12 protein-coding genes are annotated in these 19,290 nt (G+C 64.4%); 7 read left to right on the forward strand and 5 right to left on the reverse strand.

Going from position 1 to position 19,290, the window contains the following annotated elements; translation table 11 throughout:
* Positions 1-415 precede the first annotated feature (415 nt).
* Positions 416-574 (reverse strand): hypothetical protein, encoded by a 159-nt coding sequence (locus EK23_RS23625; RefSeq protein ID WP_158002457.1) that lies wholly within the window; start codon positions 572-574, stop codon positions 416-418.
* 30 nt (positions 575-604) lie between these two features.
* On the opposite strand from EK23_RS23625, the gene EK23_RS06105 reads away from it, so the two are divergent.
* Positions 605-1,897 carry a TolC family protein gene (locus EK23_RS06105; RefSeq protein WP_045224474.1) on the forward strand — a complete coding sequence of 431 codons (1,293 nt, stop codon included), beginning with the start codon at positions 605-607 and terminating at the stop codon, positions 1,895-1,897.
* Here the strand turns inward: EK23_RS06105 and EK23_RS06110 are convergent.
* From EK23_RS06110 to EK23_RS06120, 3 genes are read right to left on the reverse strand one after another with little or no spacing between them, the layout of a single operon-like run.
* Positions 1,883-4,066 carry an FUSC family protein gene (locus tag EK23_RS06110; protein WP_045224379.1) on the reverse strand — a complete coding sequence of 728 codons (2,184 nt, stop codon included), beginning with the start codon at positions 4,064-4,066 and terminating at the stop codon, positions 1,883-1,885. The two genes, EK23_RS06105 and EK23_RS06110, sit on opposite strands and share 15 nt — an antisense overlap.
* Before the next feature lie 8 nt (positions 4,067-4,074).
* Positions 4,075-5,103, reverse strand: a complete 1,029-nt coding sequence (locus EK23_RS06115) for an HlyD family secretion protein (RefSeq protein WP_045224380.1) — start codon at positions 5,101-5,103, stop codon at positions 4,075-4,077.
* Between the two features lie 10 nt (positions 5,104-5,113).
* The gene (locus EK23_RS06120; protein ID WP_045224381.1) at positions 5,114-5,383 is read right to left on the reverse strand and encodes a YtcA family lipoprotein; all 270 of its coding nucleotides are present in this window, start codon (positions 5,381-5,383) and stop codon (positions 5,114-5,116) included.
* 241 nt (positions 5,384-5,624) lie between these two features.
* On the opposite strand from EK23_RS06120, the gene EK23_RS06125 reads away from it, so the two are divergent.
* The 5 genes from EK23_RS06125 to EK23_RS06145 all read left to right on the forward strand — a co-directional run bounded on the left by EK23_RS06125 (position 5,625) and on the right by EK23_RS06145 (position 13,793).
* A complete protein-coding gene (locus EK23_RS06125; RefSeq protein WP_045224382.1) occupies positions 5,625-8,141 on the forward strand; it encodes an FG-GAP repeat protein in 2,517 nt (838 codons plus the stop codon).
* 65 nt (positions 8,142-8,206) lie between these two features.
* Positions 8,207-9,436: an NAD(P)/FAD-dependent oxidoreductase gene (locus tag EK23_RS06130; RefSeq protein ID WP_045224383.1), complete on the forward strand. Its 1,230-nt coding sequence runs from the start codon at positions 8,207-8,209 to the stop codon at positions 9,434-9,436.
* Between the two features lie 160 nt (positions 9,437-9,596).
* Positions 9,597-11,261 (forward strand): acetolactate synthase AlsS, encoded by a 1,665-nt coding sequence (alsS, locus tag EK23_RS06135; RefSeq protein ID WP_045224384.1) that lies wholly within the window; start codon positions 9,597-9,599, stop codon positions 11,259-11,261.
* A gap of 13 nt (positions 11,262-11,274) precedes the next feature.
* Positions 11,275-12,057, forward strand: a complete 783-nt coding sequence (budA, locus tag EK23_RS06140; RefSeq protein WP_045224475.1) for an acetolactate decarboxylase — start codon at positions 11,275-11,277, stop codon at positions 12,055-12,057.
* A gap of 56 nt (positions 12,058-12,113) precedes the next feature.
* Positions 12,114-13,793, forward strand: a complete 1,680-nt coding sequence (locus EK23_RS06145; RefSeq protein WP_045224385.1) for an NAD-dependent malic enzyme — start codon at positions 12,114-12,116, stop codon at positions 13,791-13,793.
* Positions 13,794-13,871: 78 nt separating this feature from the next.
* On the opposite strand, the gene EK23_RS06150 is transcribed toward EK23_RS06145, so the two are convergent.
* Positions 13,872-15,416 (reverse strand): C45 family peptidase, encoded by a 1,545-nt coding sequence (locus EK23_RS06150; RefSeq protein ID WP_045224386.1) that lies wholly within the window; start codon positions 15,414-15,416, stop codon positions 13,872-13,874.
* A 1,179-nt stretch (positions 15,417-16,595) separates the two neighbouring features.
* Here EK23_RS06150 and EK23_RS06155 point away from each other — a divergent pair.
* A partial coding sequence (locus tag EK23_RS06155) for a pentapeptide repeat-containing protein (protein WP_200892098.1) occupies positions 16,596-19,290 on the forward strand: 2,695 nt, incomplete at its 3' end.

The raw sequence follows: 19,290 nt of genomic DNA on the forward strand, positions 1-19,290 counted from the left end.
GGATGCTCTTGTTGTTGTCCCATGTTCCCCCATGCCCGGCTGCGTGCAAGTGGTCAACTGAATTGTCGGCGCGGAGAACGCCCGCGACGGCTTCCACCCGACAGAACGGGTGCTCTTGACTTCTGGGAAGGGCGTTAGGAGTCCTCTATTATGGCTGAAAGACGTCAAGCCGCAGCAAGCACCGCCGTCGGAGCGAGAAATCACAGTAAGCCGTGCGGTCGATGGCTGAGGACAAAGGTCGACAGCTCCCAATTTTTACTTCGACGTGTGCCCACCGGACCTGTGAACACGGGTTTGCGCCAGGCCAGCAATGCGCTAAGGTATCGCGCAACGGATCCTTCACAGCGTCTGGCAGGATCGATCAGTCCAGGATGCACTGCGCCGGCCCATGTTCTTCGGTTTCGCCAAAACCCATTCATTCCATTTCGCCGCAGGCCCAGGCAATCGAGCAAAGGCTCACCGGTCTCGCCTTGCCGGCCTGATACTGCTGCACCTGTGTCTGCTCGGCGGCTGCGCCGGGCCAGGACTCCCCAGCCTGCCACCCGATCCGCAGGAATACATGCCTGCCAGCCATTCCCGGCCCTGGCATCCACCGCGAGCGCCGATGAGCTGGGGGGAAACGGCAACCGCACCCTCCCTGCCCGCCGCCCCCGATGCACAGAAAACCTACGATCTGGCAGCCCTGATCGATCTGGCTCAGGAAACCAATCCGCAGACACGGCAGGCCTGGGAGGAAGCCAAGGCGGCCGCCAGCCGGGCGGGCATCGCCGGGGCACGATTCCTTCCGTCCCTGGCCCTGGCGGGTTTTGGCGGCTATTCCCGCATCGAGAGCCGCACGGCCCTGGGACCGGTGTACACCGAAGGCCCTTCGCTGACCACGCGCCTGCTGCTCAACTGGACCTTGATGGACTTTGGGCGGCGCGACGCGGAGCTGGACAGCGCCATGCAGGAACTGCTGCGCTTCAACTGGCAGTTCAATCGCAAGCACCAGGAAATCGCCTACGCGGTGCAGCGCCACTATTATCGGACCGCGGCCCTGCAGGCCCGACTCCAGTCGGCCCAGGCCACGGTGACGACGGCCCAGTCAGTGCTTACCGCGGCCGATGTGCGCCTGAGCCACGGACTGGCGACGCGCTCCGACCTGCTCCTCGCCCGCCAGGAACTGGCGCGCGCGAATTTCGATCTGCAAACCGCGCGGCGCGACCTCACCGACGAGCGAGCTGCGCTGGCGGAAGCCCTGGGTGTCTCGCCCGCGGCCCCGCTCAAGCTGGCTGAATGGTCGGAGCAGCCAGCGCCGCAGTTGCCGGACGCGGTGGAACAGGTCATGGACAGCGCCCTGCAGCAGCGTCCGGACCTGGCCGCCAAGCTGGCTGAATTGCGGGCGCGCGAGGCCGAGGTGCGGAAAGCCCAGAGCGCCTATCTCCCCACCATCGGCCTGGCCGCCTCCGTGGGCGGCACCGGAGGCAGCTTCCGACCCTCCGTCAATGCCCGCTCCTACGATTACGCTGAGCCGATTTACAACGCCTTTCTCACCTTCTCCTGGGATATTTTCGACGGTTATGCCCGCGAGCATGGCGTGCGGGAAGCCGAAGCACGGGCGGGGCAGGCAAAGGCCGAACTGGACAGCCAGCAGCTCAAAGCCCTGCGGGAGGTGTGGAAAGCCTACGCGGACGTCAAGGCGGCTCAACTGCAGATCAACTACGCGGAGGCGCTGGTGCAAACGGCCGAAGATGCCTATGCCGGCACCCTGGAGGGCTATCGCAGCGGCCTCAATAACATCGTCGAACTGCTGGCCGCCGAGCGCGATCTGTCGCAGGCGCGAACCACCCGCATCGACAGTCGCGCCGAATTGCTGACCGCATCCGCCGCCCTGGCTTTTGCCTCAGGAAGCAACTGAGCCGTCAGGACAAGTCGCCATCGCTGCCGGCATAGCCGTATCAGGCGCTGGCCACAGTTGCGCCAAGTCCTCCAGGAGCGGGACCAGTTCGCGCAGCAGCAAAGTCAATTCCCCCAGCGCCTGCCGGTCCGTCGAACCGAGACGCCGCAATCCAGCCTTGAATTCCACCGTGTCGAACCCCTCGCCCAGTCCTGGCGCACCGACAGCGGCACTCGCGCTTGCTTGCCCAGCCACCCGTTCCGCCAGCCCTTCCAGCGTCTCCGCCAGCAACTGATCCGCCCGGTTGACGTGCTGCCTGACTGAGTCCGGCCAGGCGGCCGGTTCCAGGCTCATGCGCCGCAGGCTGAGGAGCCGCGTGAGCATGCGCAGCCTCCGGTACAGGCGGCTGCTCCCGGCCACCCGTTGCGCGCGGGCATCGGCCAAGGCCGCGGGCAGCAGCGCCTTCTCCAGCAGCACATGGTCACGCAGGCCAAACAGGGCATCCACAGCCGGGACCGTCCGCCGCAGGGCCGCCAGGCTTTCGGACGGCTTACCTGCCGCCGCGTGCCGATGCGCCTGCGCCAGGACACGGAGGCCTGCGGCCAGCTGGTTGCGCCACACGGGGTAGGCCTTTGCCGGCCACAGGTTCCATTCGAACAGATCCATCACCGCGACGCCGATCAGGACTCCCAACAGACGCGCCGTCGCCGGCTCGATATCGGTGCTGGGCGCGACGCTGTTGACCAGCACCAGGCTGAGGGCGATGCAGAATTGCATGCCCACGTAAGCGATCCGGCTGCCGCCCGCCTGTATCCAGGCTCCCAGGTAGTACAGCAGGCCGCACGCGAACAGGAAGGGCGCCACGCTCTCGGCATTGGGGACGAACAGGGCAATGGCGGCGAATGCGCCCAGTCCGCCGAGCAAGGCGCCGAGCGCGCGCAGCAGCGACTTGTTGACACTGGCGCCGGCACTGCCCGTGGCAACCGTCGCCGCGCTGAGCACGCTGGTCCAGGCGCCGGGCAATAGCAGGGCCTCCGCGATCACCGTGCACAGGGAAATGGCGAGGGCGACCCGCAAGCCGAACCGGACGGCATCTCGCTTGACCAGCGCACCCTTGGCAACAAAGATGGGCTGACGCGGACCCGAGCTTTTCGGGATCCGACCAGCAAGTTTCGATCGCGGTCGACTCGCTTCTTCTCTGATGACGTGCAAGGCGCGCTTGATCTCTCCCAGCTCCCTGCGGAACTCGGGCGAAGGGATTTCAGGAGCTAACTGAGCCTCCGGGTCGTGTTCCTGTGCGGGCCGGGCACGGCCGGCGAGGCTGGCGCGGGTTTGCTCGCTCGTCCGCAACAGCGCGGCCAAGCCATCAAGCTCGGCCGGAGAAAGCGGTTCCGCCCGGTATTCGATCCAGTGGCCCAGCCGCAGCACCGCCATGCCCAGCAATTCCACCGCCTCGACCACGCCTCGCCCCGATCCAGCCTCATCCGGGTCGGACTCCAGGGCGCTCAAACCTTCCAGCGCGAGTTCCAGCCGTTCGCTGGCATGGCGCCAGTGCGACGCCTTCCTGGCGCTGGCATACTGCTGGAGCGCCCACTCCGCCATGCGCAGCAGATCCACCAGATCGCGCCGCAGGTCTTGTTCCTGCTGCCGAGGCCACAAACAGGCCTGCCCCGCTCCGCCCAGCAGACAGCCCAGCGCCACCAACCCGATGCGCCACAGGTCCTTTTCGATGCCCAGGGCAGGATCGACCACATAACCGGGCACGATCATCAGGAAGGTCATCACGCCGATCATGAAGACATAGGGGATGCGGGTGGCCTGATAGCAGAACATGCCGGCCAAGACCACCGCGGCTTGCAATGGCAGCAGCAACCAGGGCTGGTCCGGCACCATGACGATGACGACCAGCGCGGCCAGGCCGCCCGCCAGGGTTCCCAGCAAGCGCTCCCAGGCCTTGCGCCAGGCGGCCTCGGGGCTGGCTCCCTGCATGACCACGAATAGGGTCACCAGCAGAAATTCCCCTTCCGGAATCTTCAGGGTGAAGATGAGCAGCACGGAAGCCACGCTCAACAGCGCCATGCGCGCGGCCTGCCGCCTGCGGAGCGAGGTGGGCCCGAGTTGCAGGCGCAGAAAACGGCCCAGCCAGCGCTCCCAACTCAGGTCCGCCGGCCGGGCAGCGTTGAGCTCCATATCCGATCTCAGGGCGAATCCGGCTTGGCGCCGGCCGTGATGGTCACCACCGCGCTCATGCCCATGCGGAACGGGTGTTCCGCGTCCACCGCATCCAGCCGGACCCGCACCGGGATGCGCTGGGCCAGGCGCACCCAGTTGAGGGTGGGCTGCACCCGGGGCAGGCCCTGCACCATGGCCCCGTCGCCCTCGTAGATCGCCCAGCCCACGCCTTCCACTGTGCCGCGAAAGCGCCGCTTGGGGTAGCTGAGCAGCGAGACCTCCGCTTGCATCCCCGGGCGAATGGATTCCAGGTAGGTCTCCTGGAAGTTGGCCATGACATACCAGTCGCGCGCGTCCACCAGGGTGAAGACCGGCTGGCCGGCGCGGGCGTATTCACCCACGGAGAAATTCAGGTTGTTGACCAGACCGTCGAAGGGCGCGCGCACGTGGCAGTAGTCCAGATTCAGCTGCGCCTGGCGCACCGCGTTGTCCGCCAGTTGCAACCGCGCGTTGACGTCATTGGCTTCGGCCAGCAGGCGTTCCTGCCGCGTCAGTTCGTCCTTGGCCTTTTGGTGTGCGGCGGCGCTGGAACGCTGGTGGGTCAGCGCCTCCTCGTACTTGTCCCTGGTCACGAACTGGCCCGCCAGCAGATTGCTCAACCGGCGCGCATGGCCGCCCGCGAAACCTGCCTCGACTTCCGTCCTGTGCACTTCGGCGCGCGCGGACGCAATCGCCGCGTTGATCGCCTCCACCTCGCTGGCCGCCAACTGCCGTGCCGCTTGCGCCCGCTCCAGTTCCAGCTGAAAGGGACGCGGGTCCACCACGAAGAGCAGATCGCCCTCGCGAACGCGCTGATTATCCACCACCTTCAGTTCCAGCAGCGGCCCGCTCACATGGGGCGCAATTCCCACCAAATTGGCCCGCACCATGGCGTCATCGGTGCGCGGCTCGCGATATCCGATCCAGGTTACGTAAAAGCCCACTGCCAGGGCGGCGGCCACGATGGCGAGGCTCAGCAAACGGCCAATCCAGCGTCTGTCGGGCCAGGCATTCATCGGCGCCCCCTCAATTGCGAAACAGCAGCAGCCAGGACAGACATGCCATCAGCAGCGCCAGGCTGGGGTAGACCAGGAGCAACGGGGCCATGTGTTCTTCCAACTCGGTCAATGCGAAGACCAGGCGCAGGCCAGCCGCTATCGCGACACCCAGCAACAGGCAGATGAGCCAGGCGGGAAAGAAGGAACCGTAGACATTGACCACCGGGTCGCAGCCTCCGGCCAGGGCCGCGAAGGCCAACGCGCCGGTCAGCCGGGCCGCGGAAGGGAGCTCTGGCATGGCGGCAGATTGGAAAGAACCGCGTCGGTTTGAGAAAGACTCGGATTGACGGGAAGCGCGCTTGCTCACCGGTGATTCCCTGCGGAGGAAAGGCGTGACGCAAAGCCTACCATAAGTGCGCTACAGACGTGTGCCACTCGTGAGAGGGCCTGCTGCGCGGCAGAAAACCGGTGATGGCAACCGTGCCTCAGGTTTATACTCGCTCCTCCGCACCAGAGCCTGCAGTGATAAGGATGTACGCATGAGCACGAAGTTTCCTCCCTCCGCATTCGCCATTCGTTTGGCCCTCGCGCTTTTGCCGGGCACCTTCTTCCATGCCCAGGCAACCGCCGCACAGGCGGAGGCTTGGATTGCCGTGGGCGGAAAGTCGGGCGGTAAAACCGTCGTCCATATTCTGGAAGTACGCTCAGCACGGCTGAAGTTCTCGATCAGCTCACTCGGCTCCGCTTTCAAGCGCGGAGTAACCGTCGCCGTGGGCGACGTCAATGGCGATGGAACACCCGATGTCATCGCCGCGCCCGCCAAAGGCGGCCGTCCACTGGTGAGAGTCTTCGATGGCGCGACCGGCGCGCCGATGGCCGGCGCAGTCGGCCGTTTCCCGGCATTTCCTTCGAGCTATCGAGGCGGTTTCAACCTCGCCAGCGGCGATGTGAATGGCGACGGCGCGGCCGACATCATCGCCGGAGCCGGGGCCGGCGACCCACCGCGCGTGCGCGTATTCAGCGGCAAGGACGGTTCGCTGCTGGCGGATTTCCTGGCCTTCGATCCGGGTTTTCGCGGCGGTGTCCGGGTTACCAGCGGGGATTTCAGGCGCCGGCTGAAGGCGGACATCGTTGCGGCGCCGGGTATAGGCGGGACTCCGAGAATCAAGGTCTTCTCGGCGGACGATCAAAGCGAACTGGCGAATTACCTGGCATTTGGGCGGAGTTTCCGGGGCGGCGTCTACGTCTCGACCGGGGACATGAACCACGACGGCACCGTCGATCTGGTACTGGGCGCCGGCAAAGGCGGACGGGGCCGCGTCAAGGTGCATTCCGGCTTGACGCAGACGCCCCTGCTCGACTTCAAGCCAACCGAGGCGGGGACCCATGACATCCACGGCATCACCGCCGCCGATGCGGACGGCGACGGCTTCGATGACCTGCTGCTGTCGCGGCAAACGGGCGTAGCTTCCCGAATCGAAGCGAGAGCCGGCCGCGACGGACAACTCTTGGCTTGGCCGGACTCATCCGACGCCCTGCCCGGCACCGTCTACTCGCTGTCCGGTAGCATGGAGCATGGGCGCGGAACCAATTTTGCCTTGACAGCGCAGGTGACCAACGAGATCGACCCGGTCGAGCGCCTGGCCCGCTACATTCCGGCCGATGCGGAGCACGCGGACGGCCAGTATGTGGCCGTCAGCTCAGGGGACATCGCGGCGGGCAAGCACGTCTACGTCATCACCCACGGCTGGGCCCCCGGCTACCGCGATTGGGTCGATGCGTATTTGCCTGGGCATGTACTCAAGTGGTGGGAGACCGCCGGATTCGGGGGGAGCTATCCGGCACCCAGTCCGGACCCGGGCCCCGCGTCGATCTGGATGTTCACGGCGATTTCGCAGGCCGGCATTCCCATCGCGCCCGCCGGCGGACTGGCCGCGCAGATCGTCCAGGCCGATCCGGATGCGGTGGTCCTGGCCTACAGCTGGCTCGACGACTCGGCAACCACGTCCACCCTGAGCAACAGCATCCCCGAGCAGGCTTATCTCTCCGAGGCCCTGACCAACGTCAATGGCGCTCGCCTGGCGTCGGCACTGAACACCGTCCTGGGGCAGGCATACGCGGGGCAGCTTCATCTGCTCGGGCACAGTCACGGCAGCAAGGTGGCGACGCTGGCTGCCGTCGGACTCAAGCAACAAGGCGGCCCTTCCGTTCAGCAATTGACCGTGTTCGACTCGCCCGAGTCCGAGGTGTCCGATGAAGGGAGCGCGACGAACTACCTCTGGCACTTCTTCCCGCAGTTAGCCATATCCAAGACCCCCGGAAACGGGACCTTCATCGACAACTACTTTTCCGCCTTCGGCATCGCCTACCAGCCCATGCAGATCGACGGCAGCTCGCCCTTGGGCGACCTGATCGATACCCAACTCTACGCCTATCCATATTCCTCATTCGACCTGAGTGACTGGCACGCCTATCCGCCGGCCTGGTACGCGCAAGCCAATAGCCAGCCCTGCAGCGGTTCCAGTAACGGAGGCCTTGCCTGGTCGCCATTGCTCGGCGGCGATCCATCGGCGCTGCCACCGGCCTGGGAGCAGTCCTGGAGCCGGTTTGATTACAGTGCCGCAATTCAGGCCTGCCTGGAGCAACCGTCTTTCACGCTGACACCCTCGGTGACCTTCGACAGCTTGGTCATCAATGATGCGGACTTGCCGAACAATCCTGCGGTCAGCACGATTCAGCTCGGCTTGGGAACAGGCCAAGATGCCCAATTCGATGGCACCTACAGCAAGAACAGCAACTGGTCGGGTATTTCCTTCGATTACACATTCTCCGGAAGCGGTCAGGGCATCCTCAAGATACAGATCAACGACTATCTGGCCTATTACGTGGACAGCCAATATCTGCAGCCGGGGGCCACACAACATGCCACCCTCAATATCGGCTGGCCCAGCGCCGACCAGGCGATCTCGGTCATCCTGCTGGCACCGGATGGCACAGCCAGCAATGCGCAGGTAAGCCTGGGCAACTTCAGGCAGTTCGACGTTTCCAAACTGTAAACAGCCATGCACTGCCTCAACACGCCGTCCACTCGAGATCGGCACACACCGCGACCAGTTTCGCCATGTCACGCATCCTGATCCTGGGCGGCGGCTTCGCGGGGCTGGCGAGCGCCATGGCGGCCGCCCGCAAGCGCGATGAACTGGGCCTTGGCCCCGATGAGCTGGAACTGACCCTGGTCAATCGCGACGCGTACCACAGCATCCGAGTGCGTAACTACGAAGCGGACCTTTCCCAGGCGCGCGTAGAACTGGATGCCGTGCTCGGCCCCATCGGCGTGGGGCGCATCGAAGGCGAAATCAGCGCTATCGACGTGGCGCGGCAACAGGTCACTGTTCTCCAGCAGGGCGGACCGAGCAAGCTTGCCTACGACCGTCTGATTTTGGCGTTGGGCAGCGAACTGGCGCGACCCGAGCACCCGGAGTTAGCGGCACGGGTATTCGACGTGGACACCTACCCGGCCGCTTTGCGTCTGACCGAGCACCTGCACCAACTTCCCACTCGCGCGGATGCGCCGGGCCGCTTCACTGCGATCGTGGTGGGATCGGGGGCAACCGGCGTGGAACTGGCTGCGGAGCTACCCCAGCGGCTGCAGGGGATCGCCGCGGCCTGCGGAGCCGAAAGCGCCGTGCGCGTCATCCTCCTCGACCGCGGCCCTCGGCTTTTTTCCGGCATGGGCGAGGCCGCCCGCACCGTGATTGAAGAGGCGCTGGCTGGCCTGGGCGTCGAAATCCTGCTCGGTCGGGAGATCGTCGCCTTTACCGAAGCGGGCGTGCGACTGGATTCCGGGGAAGACCTGCCCGCCGCCACGGTCGTCTGGTGCGCGGGCATGCGCGCCAGCCCGCTCACCGCTCACCTGGCCTTCCCTACCGATGCCCTGGGACGGCTAGCTACCGACGCCTACCTCAGGGTTCAGGGTCTGCCCCATTGCTTTGCCCCAGGCGACATGGGCTGGGCAGACACGGGCGACGGCCACACCACGCTCATGTCCTGCCAGCACAGTCGCCAGACCGGGCGCTACGCGGGACATAACGCGGTCTGCGACCTGCTCGGAATGCCCATGCTGCCCCTGCAACTGGCGCCCTATGTCACCGTCGTCGACCTGGGGCCTGCGGGTGCGGTCTATACCGAGGGCTGGGAGCGTCGCCTGGTCGCTTCGGGCGAGGCGGCGAAAAAGACCAAGCAGACCATCAACCGGCAACGCATCTACCCTCCCCTGTCGGGACTGCGCGAAGAGATCCTGGCAGCCGGCTCCATCGCCCCGGTGCAGCCGCCTGCCATCAAACGCAACTAGTGGCCCTTGACCCAGCACGCGGGACGCGAACAAGGCTGGACATGTCTCGCCTTCCTGCGCTTTACTAAGCCCGCCGGCAGGCCGCGCGCATCCGCAAGGACAATCAGCTTTCGATGCGGACCACGGAACCGGCCCCACCTTCAGGAAAGCAGGTGACACTATGACGGATGCAACGGCGGTAACCGGCGCCGAGATACTGGTGGATGCCCTGGAGGCCTTGGGCGTCGAATACGTGTTTGGGGTGCCGGGGGGCGCGGCGCTGCCCATCCTGGACGTGTTGGCCCGGCGTGGCCCGCGCTACATCCTCTGCCGCGACGAGACCGGCGCCGTGTTCATGGCCCAGGCCATGGGCCGCATCACCGGCATGCCGGGCGTGGTGCTGACCACCTCGGGCCCCGGTCTGATCAACGCCGTCTGCGGCACCGCCACCGCCACCGAGGATCGCGACCCGGTGGTCATCATCACCGGGCATGTGCCGCGGCGCATGCAATTCCGCCAGAGCCACATGAACCTGGACTCCGTGGCCCTCTACGCGCCCATCACCAAGTGGAGCGTGGAGGCGCAGGATCCCGCCACCCTGCCGGAGATCCTGGCCAACGCCTTCCGCATCGCCATGCTGCCCCGCTCGGGCGCCGTGCATGTTTCGATCCCCGTGGATGTGGCGACCGCCACCCTGCCGGGACCGCTGCCCACGCCCTGGGTTCCGCCACCCGTGTTGGGGGCGGCCGCGCCCGCCATGCTGCGAGAGGCCGCCGCCGTCCTATCCCGCGCGGCAGCGCCCGCATTGCTGCTGGGTGTGCGGGCGGGACAAGCCGCCATCGCCCCGGCGGTGCGCCGCTTCCTCGACCGCCATCCCTGGCCCACGGCGATGACCTTCGAATCGGCCGGCACCTTGTCGCGCAAGCACCTGCCCTGCTTCATCGGCCGTGTCGGCTACGTGCGCAACCAGCCGGCGGACGAGGTGCTGCAGAAGGCCGACGTGGTGCTGGCGGTCGGCTACGACAGCATCGAATATGATCCTTCGGCCTGGCGCGGCGACGGCAGCGTGCACCTGGTGCACCTGGATGAGATTCCCGCCGGCGTGGAACGCAGCTATCGGCCGGATGTGGAACTGACCGGCGCAATCGGCGGGAGCCTCGATGCCCTGGCCGATCTCATCGGTCCAACGCCCCTGGCGCCCAGGCCGGAGGTCAAGGCGGCACGCGACTGGCTCGCCGCCGAGGAGGCCCTGGGCGCGGAGCTGTCGGGCAGTCCGGTGCATCCCTTGCGCTTCATCCACGATCTCCGTCAGACCCTGGCGGACGACATCACCGTCACCTGCGACGTGGGCGCCCACGAGATCTGGATGGCCCGCCACTTCTTCTGCTTCGAGCCGCGCCATCTGCTGTTCAGCATGGGTCACCAGACCATGGGTGTCTCCCTGCCTTGGGCCATCGGCGCGGCCCTCGCGCGGCCGGGCTGCAAGGTGGTCTCGGTGTCCGGCGACGGTTCCTTCATGATGACCTGCATGGAACTGGAAACCGCCGTGCGCCTGAAACTGCCCATCGTCCATTGCATCTGGCGCGACGATGGCTACAACCTGATCCACGCCCTGCAGGAACGCGACTTTGGGCGTAGCTTCGGTTGCCACTTCGGTCCCATCGACTACGTGGGCCTGGCACGCTCCATGGGGGCGGTGGGCCTGCGCATCGAGCAGGCCGACGCCATCGTGCCGACCCTGAAGCAGGCCCTGGCAGCCGAGGGTCCGGTGGTGATCGAGGTGCCCATCGACTACCGCGACAATGGTGAGCTGGTCCATTCGGTGGAAGCCGCCGCACTGCACTGAGGGAATGACCGCCATGGCCATCGACGACGCCTTCATCCAGGCCTTCCGCCTTCACCAGCAGCAGGGAGACCTGTTCCATCCACCCGGCCGCGAGGACCAGGCGATCCACCAGGCCTCCACCATCGGCGCGCTCATGGAGGGCGTTTACGACGGCGAGATCACCTATGCGGAACTGGCCAGGCTCGGGGATTTCGGCCTGGGCACTTTCAATGCTCTGGACGGCGAGATGATTGCCTACGACGGCCGCTTCTTCCAGATGAAGAGCGACGGCAAGGCCTACCCGGTGGACCCCGCCGCCAAGACGCCTTTCGCCGTGGTGATGTTCTTCGACCCGACGGTGAAGGTACTGTGGGAGGAGCAGGTGGGCTGGAAGCAGTTCCAGCAGAGCGTTGACAAGGCCGTTCCCAGCCGCAACATCTTCTACGCCATCAAGGTCAAGGCGCGCTTCGACCACATCCGCGTGCGCACGGTGCCCAGACAGAACAAGCCCTACCCGCCCCTGGTGGAAGTGGCAAAGCATCAACCGGAATTCACCTTCGAGGACGTGGAAGGTACCCTTGTGGGCTTCCGCTTTCCCGACTACGCCCAAGGGCTGAATGTGGCCGGCTACCACGTGCACTTCCTCGCGGCGGACCTGGCCTCAGGCGGGCACGTGCTGGACTTCAGCATGCAGGACGCCCGCATCGACATCGACGTCACCTCCAAATTCCACATGGAGGTGCCGGAATGCGGCGACTTCCTCGCGGCGGACCTGGGCAAGGACCAGAGCGAGGACATCCATGCGGCGGAGAACTGAGGACGCGCACCGGCTTTCCATCACCGCTCCACCAGGTCTAAGGAGGACCGCAAACCATGACAAACGGCACCACGGGTTTTGCTGAGGCAGGAACGCTGCAGGGCATGGCCCTGCTCCACCATCCGGCCTACAACAAAGGCACCGCGTTCAGCGAGGCGGAACGCGACCGCTTTGGGCTGCACGGCCTGCTGCCCCCCCACGTGGAAACCCTGGAGGAACAGGTGCTGCGGGCTTACGAGGCCTACCAGCTGAAGACCAGCGATCCGGAGCGGCACATCTATCTCAGGGCCCTCCAGGACACCAACGAAGTCCTGTTCTACCGGTTGCTGCAGGAGCACATCGAGGAGATGATGCCCATCGTCTACACCCCGGTGGTCGCCCACGGCTGCTCGCGCTTCAGCCATATCTACCGTCGCCCGCGCGGCCTGTTCCTCTCCTATCCCCTGCGTGACAGGATGGGCGAGTTGCTGCGCAATCGCCCCAACCGCGATGTGGACGTGATCGTGGTGACCGACGGCGAACGCATCCTCGGCATCGGCGATCAGGGCGCCGGCGGCCTGGGCATCCCCATCGGCAAGCTCACCCTGTATTCCCTGGTGGCCGGCATCCATCCGGAACGCACCCTGCCCATCGTGCTGGACGTGGGCACCAACAACCAGGAATGTCTCGACGACCCGGAATACCTGGGCTGGCGCCATGAGCGCATCACCGGCCAGGCCTATCACGAATTCATCGAGCAGTTCGTCCAGGCGGTGGAAGCCGAACTGCCCGGCGCCTGCCTGCAATGGGAGGACTTCGCCACCCCGCATGCTCGCCCTATTCTGGAGCGATACCGCGACCGCCTGCTGACCTTCAATGACGACATCCAGGGCACCGCCGCTGTCGCCCTGGGCGCCGCCATGGGCGCGGTCAAGGCGGCCGGCGGCCAACTGCGCGACCAGCGCATCGTATTCCTGGGGGCCGGGTCGGCGGGCATCGGCGTCGCCGATTACCTGCGCGCAGCCATGGTGGCCGAGGGACTTTCCGAGGACGAGGCGCGCGCCCGCTTCTGGCTGGTGGACAAGGACGGGTTATTGCACACCCAACGCAAGGAACTCACTCCCGATCAGGCGGTTTACGCGCAATCCCTGGAGCGCTGCAACGGCTGGGCCACCTCATCCGATGGCGTCTACCGCCTGGACGAAGTGGTCAAGCAGGTGCGGCCCAACATCCTCATCGGCCTGTCCACTGTGACCGGCGCTTTCAACGAGGGCATCGTCCGGCAGATGGCCCAGGGTGTCGAGCGGCCCATCATCTTTCCCTTGTCCAATCCCACCGACCGCGCCGAGGCCAAACCCGCCGATCTGCTGCGCTGGACCGAGGGCCGCGCCATGGTGGCCACCGGATCTCCCTTCGACCCCGTGGCTCACGAGGGCAAAACCATCAGCATCAGCCAATGCAACAACGTGCTGATCTTTCCCGCGGTGGGCCTGGGCATCGTCGCCTCCGGGGCGCGCCGCGTCACCGACGGCATGATGCTGGCGGCGGCGCGCACGGTGGGCGAACACTCGCCGGCGCTGAAGGACCCCGCGCAAGGCCTTCTGACTCCGGTACGCGAGATTCGCGGCCTCGCTGTCGAAGTAGCCATGGCTGTCGCCGCGCAGGCGCAAAAAGAGGGCGTCGCCCCGGCAAGCAGCCCGGAGGAAATACGCGGCAAGGTTCTGGCGGCGCGCTGGGAGCCTGCTTACAGCATCTGACCAAAGGCCCCATCGGCGGCGTGCGTCCCGGTCGACGGGGCTCATAAAGCCAGGCGAGATATCTCCTGTCCCAGCCTCTTACCTCAGAAACAGCGACATCAGGGTGAAGCGCCCGTCCAGCCGGTCGGGCACGTCACGCAGTTTCTGCCAACTCCAGGATGAGCGGCTCCAGATGAAAGGCTCGCCGTTGACGTGAGCCGTGCCGTAGAGCATCCAAAAGCCCCTAGCGGGCGAACGCAGGTCGAGAATGCCTGACAGGTCCATGAAAGGACGGACCATCGCCGTCGAAGCCGCCTTGGCATCGGCAGCCCCGTCCGGAACCTGCTTGGGATAGTCTGTCTGACCATATCCCAGGTCCCAGCGCCCGAAGATCGAAAGCGGGTTATTCGGGTCGGTGTAAGTGATGACGCGACGGGCGTCCTCCACCGTGTGCACCCCTGGCAACAATTGCTTGAACTGCTGTTTGCGGGCCGGGCGATTGTCGGTGGACTGCAGGTCGCTGCGGACCTGCAGCGAGGCCGGGTAGTTGATGCCCATCAGGTATTCGTGCGTCACCATCTCGCTGTCGTATTGGGTGGAGCAGAGCTGCCCGTCCATGCTCTTGCTGCTCACGGCATAGGGGCCGCCATTGGAGCGGTAGAACACGAAGCAGCGGTACGACATCTCCACCAGCCCGGTCTCGTTGCTGTTGGCATCCACCAGCATGTAGCCGTTCAAATAGGAGCCGCTGTCATCCAGGGAAATGGCGTCGAAGAATTCGTCGATGGACCCGGCAAACTGCTCGCCCAGGGCCGCCCGCCAGAAGGTCCAGATTCCCAACGGCTTCACCTGGCTGCGGGACATGCGGAGCGTGGTCTCGTTGAACATCAACCCCTTGTTGTTGTAGCCGAAATCCGTGGCGGAGCCGATCTGCCCGGGGCCGATGGCGTTCATGGTGGTGATGTCGCCATTCACGGCCAGGGTCTGGGTCATGGTCTGGGAGAGAAAGCCTATCCAGGAATTGTGTGTCAGGATCACCTCGTTACCGCTTCGCTTCAGGAAGGCCGAGCACTTGTCCGGGTGATCGCCGGAACGCACCCCGCCCGGCGCCGCCTCGGGCGAAAACGAGAGGACGTCCATCAGGTCGTTGCTGGCATTCAGGAAATAGACATCCATAAAGCTGAGATCCGGCGTCTCATAACCCAGAGTAAGTTCCGCCGGCTGGAAATAACTGCCATCCGGCAGCCAGTTTCCCGAGAAATCCAGCGCCGCCGGCTGGCCACGCACTGCGCCGTGATAGATGCCCAGCATGCGGAACAGCAACCTTTTGAACCGGTGGGCCGTGAGCGCCTCGGTGCCAGGACTTTTCAGGTATTGCAGGAATGCCGCGTAGTTGGCGTTCAGTACCCCGGCGGCATTGCTCAGCTCGGACGGGCTGGGCCCCTGGGTCGGGCTGTGCTGCTTGGGAAAGTTGTGGGAGGGATCGGTGAGGTAGGCTACATCCCAGGTATTGTCCCGGGCGGACAGGATCGTCCCGCCCTGCAGCTTGCCCTGGATGAACCCCGCCCGGTATTCCGCCTTCAGGTCGCTGCTGTCCCGCGACACCACCGTCATGTTGAGAATGTTGTTGACGGTCTGAATCACCCCCGAAGCGGATCTGTCCAGCGTGTAGAGCGCGGGCGGATCGGCATGCCAGTGACTCCGCTCGGCCCTCTTGCCTGAGTGGTCTTGACCAGCAAAAGCCGAGGCCGCACAAAACCCAAAGAAGAGCGCAAGCAGTCGTCTTGCAACGGCAAATGAACTTTTTGTATCCATAAAATCCTCCGAATACAGGGAAATTTCGCGATTGAGGGCAGACTGGTTAGCCTCCGCAAGCGTTCCTTAAAGTGCGGTAGCCGGCACACGGACTGACAAACTCACTGGCCCGCTGCATAAAGCTCGGGCCTCCTACGATTCTTTGCATCATGCGATTGGAAACTCGGAGCGAAACACCAGGCAAGAGACATGGCAAAAGTCAGGTAATTTTGAAATTATTTGACCCGATACTTAGTGGCAGCGTCGAAATAGCCACCGAACTAAATGATAGGGTCAATTCACATCAGAGTATTCATTACAGATCAAAGTCAACGCCCTGCACTGCCTCACGAATACGCAAAACGCAATGCCTAAACCAGATCAATAATATCGCCGCCGACGATACAAGCCACACTATTTTGCAACACTGTTCGTACTCCTAGTAAATCATCTCGCCACAATATTAGAATCCGGCTAAATACTTACCGTGCCGCATAACCCATCAATATGGTCCAGAATCATCATCACGGGCCCGCTCTGCATCAGGAATGGCCGGCAATTCGCAGGTTGCCGGAACCACTGGTGGGTGAACCCAGAAAAGCTTGCAACGTTACCTGCCTAGGGAAATTATTCCCTTAATTATTTCATGGTTGACAGGCCTTTTTCCTTCTGGAGAATTCGGTATCTATAGCATTCGCTTGGTCCGGTTCAAAATCTCCGTAGCGATAGCCAGAATCAGCAGTTCTCTTACTTAAGAGGAAAGGCGTTAATCGTCATATTCGCTTTGAATTGATTTTTTGGATTTCCGAATCGACGTTCTCACGGCCGATGCGGATAATGTGCGTCGGTGAGACATAAGGCTCTCTCCGGGTTGGATTAAGCGCAAGCGGGGAATGGATGGGATATTTCACAGGACGTGTCGTTGGTTGCTCGCTGGATTTTCAGGCATTCAAGGCCTGGTGTGAATCCGGCCTTTCGCGCGTTGCCACGGTTTCTACTTAGGCAGAACACCAACCGGAGTCAGCTGACATGCCTGAGCAACGCCACTACCGAATTGGGATCCTACTAGGAACCCTGTGCGCACTTATCAGCATCAAGGTCTCGGCGTACCAATGCCTATCCTCCGCGACCCCACCTGCGCCGCCGCCCAACGGCGCGGTGCTCTGGTCGAATTATCACTCTGATCTCACGAACAACACCTTAGTGCTAAAACTGCCTGACGATGATGTCTACTCGTCCTTCTCTGACTGCATAATCCCTGCGATCCTGCCCAACGCCATCAGTGTCGCTCCGGGCATGGCGCTGGCATTTTATGGCGCGGACGGCGAGACCGGCCTCGCAGATTCACTGATCATCCCCTGGGGTGCGGTGAACGCGCCACCCGCTGGCACCCAACCCCTCTTTAACTTCGCTACGGACGACGACACGCCACCGCTTAACCCCATTGGCGTCACCGGCCGATATCAGTACTGGAGCGGTCTGACCAGCATCCGCGTCATGGATTCTCTTAGCATGCTGCACCAGTACCATTCGTGCCGCAGTTGCGAGTTCGCCCCCAACGCCAGTGTGACCCTGATTGGCGATGTAGATCCCACCGACAACCCCCCGGGCCGAATCATCAGCTTCGTCGGCGATCTCACCAATACAAAGATGCCGAACATGGCCGTCACGGGCGAAGCCTCACTTTTCACATTTGACGGTGCGGACCTCAGCGGGGTGACGTTTTCAAACACTATTCTGGGTGACGTATCCTTCGCCAACGTCACCCTTGACGGAACGCAGTTCGTGCATAGCGCGCTGGGCGCCGCCCGGTTCGATTCGATCCACTACCAGGTTCCGCCCAGCTTCGCCAACTCTTTTTTAGGGTGCACGCAATTCGCCAACAGCCGCCTGATGGGCATTTCCTTTGCCGGGGTCTTGGTACAATCTGCACCTTCATCGGCGGCGTGTCCCCCCTGGTTCCCGGGGAGTCAGTTGGGCTTGGACACAGCGGGAGACCTTTTGAAGGGAACAATACGCTTTGGCGCCACGATCGACTGGGCCGGCGCGCAGGTGATCGCCACCGCCGGCAATCGCAAGGCGCTAGCTGGCGCGGACCTGGCGGGGGCGAGTTTCACCGGCTTGCGTGTTCAGGGTGAAGCCGTCGATCTCACCGGCATCCACCTTGATGGCGCCACCCTGAGCGGGGTCGATCTGTCCCTGGCCACGCTGACCAATGCCAGTCTCACCAATGTCAACGCCGCCGGCACGACATTCCAATATGCCGACCTGTCCGGGGCAAATTTCTCCGGACAGCAGACCAAGCTCCAGACCGCCAATTTCGTGAACGCCACCCTCAGCGGCGCCAAGTTCGTCGGCGCTGACCTCTCGGGAGCGGACTTTAACAGCGCTATGGGCCGGGATGTCGATTTCAGCGGCGCCACCGCCACCGGCGCGGTGTTCCATGGCGCCCACCTCTACGGCAACGGGCAGGCCTTCAACAGCGCCACCGACCTCTCCAACATCGACTTTACCAACGCCGTCCTCGCCAGCGACCCCACCCAGAGCGGCGGCTTCGATTTCACCGGCGCCACCTTGATCGGCGCGCGCTTCGACGATGCCGTCTGCGTCGCCTGCAACTTCACCGGCGCCAAGCTGAACAACGCCAGCTTCAGCGGCACCTACCTGCCCGGTTTTGGTCTCACCAATGCCGTGCTGACCGACACCAATTTCGACCAGGCCTGGCTCTATTGCGGTGATACCGCCAACTCCTGGTGCACCGCCGGGACCGGAACGCCGTCCAACTGGGAGTGGCAGCTGGCCCTCGGTTCCAGCGAAACCTACGGCCCCGTGCCCTTTTTGGCGAGCACCCTGGCCGGTGTCTCCTTCAACACGGTGACCGCCTGCCCGGACGGCAAGGCCGGCTCAGTGATACCGGCTGGCTGCACCGGCCATCTGCTTCCCGGCAATAGCAATCTGCCGCCCATCCCGGCCCCGTGTTCCGCGTCCGGCCGCGGCGCCTGCCCCACCAACACCAGCACCCTCCTCGATGCCACAGCCCTAGGCAAACCCACTGCGATCGTTGTGACCGCACCGCCGACCTGGAATACATCCCTTTCGGGGGACGGTTATTACGCCGCCTTCGAAGATGGCACGGTCAGGCAGATAGGCAGCGGTTCTGCCACGGTCATCGCTGGCATCCCCGGCACGCGGTGCCCGTCCCCCACCGACGCCTGCGGCGACGGCGGGCCGGCCACATCCGCCCTGTTGGACTCCCCCAGCGGCCTGGCGGTCGGACTCGACGGCTCCATCTATCTCGCCGATTCCGGCTTGCGCCGGGTCCGCCGTATCGACCCCAGCGGCACCATCACCACCGTCGCCGGCAACGGCCAGGCCTGCAGCGCCGCCCCCTGCGGCGATGGCGGAGCGGCGACCCGCGCCAGCCTCAGCGCCGCCAACGGCGTCTCCGTCGATCCCCTCGGCAACCTCCTCATCGCCGACGGCAGCGCGGGCCTGCGCCGCGTCGGCCTCAACGGCACCCTCACCACCCTGGCGTCCGGCACCGCCACCGGCACGCTCATCGCCGTGGTCCAGAACGCCGATGGCCTCATCTTCGCCAGCGCCCACGCGCCCGATGCGCTCCTGCAGATCGATGCCAGCACCGGCGCCGTCACCACCGCCGTCGGCACCGGCACCTCCGGCTACAATGGCAATACCGATCCCAACTTTGGCCTGCTGCTGCCCG

Origin of the sequence: Methyloterricola oryzae (assembly GCF_000934725.1) — a bacterium.
GTDB classification, from domain to species: domain Bacteria; phylum Pseudomonadota; class Gammaproteobacteria; order Methylococcales; family Methylococcaceae; genus Methyloterricola; species Methyloterricola oryzae.

Excerpts from the sequence above, each read along its gene's own strand:
- budA (WP_045224475.1), top strand. The coding sequence starts at position 11,275 with ATGGCCATCGACGACGCCTTCATCCAGGCCTTCCGCCTTCACCAGCAG.
- EK23_RS06115 (WP_045224380.1), bottom strand. The coding sequence starts at position 5,103 with ATGAATGCCTGGCCCGACAGACGCTGGATTGGCCGTTTGCTGAGCCTC.
- EK23_RS06130 (WP_045224383.1), top strand. The coding sequence starts at position 8,207 with ATGTCACGCATCCTGATCCTGGGCGGCGGCTTCGCGGGGCTGGCGAGC.
- EK23_RS06110 (WP_045224379.1), bottom strand. The coding sequence starts at position 4,066 with ATGGAGCTCAACGCTGCCCGGCCGGCGGACCTGAGTTGGGAGCGCTGG.
- EK23_RS06105 (WP_045224474.1), top strand. The coding sequence starts at position 605 with ATGAGCTGGGGGGAAACGGCAACCGCACCCTCCCTGCCCGCCGCCCCC.
- EK23_RS06120 (WP_045224381.1), bottom strand. The coding sequence starts at position 5,383 with ATGCCAGAGCTCCCTTCCGCGGCCCGGCTGACCGGCGCGTTGGCCTTC.
- EK23_RS06145 (WP_045224385.1), top strand. The coding sequence starts at position 12,114 with ATGACAAACGGCACCACGGGTTTTGCTGAGGCAGGAACGCTGCAGGGC.
- EK23_RS06125 (WP_045224382.1), top strand. The coding sequence starts at position 5,625 with ATGAGCACGAAGTTTCCTCCCTCCGCATTCGCCATTCGTTTGGCCCTC.
- EK23_RS23625 (WP_158002457.1), bottom strand. The coding sequence starts at position 574 with ATGGCTGGCAGGCATGTATTCCTGCGGATCGGGTGGCAGGCTGGGGAG.
- alsS (WP_045224384.1), top strand. The coding sequence starts at position 9,597 with ATGACGGATGCAACGGCGGTAACCGGCGCCGAGATACTGGTGGATGCC.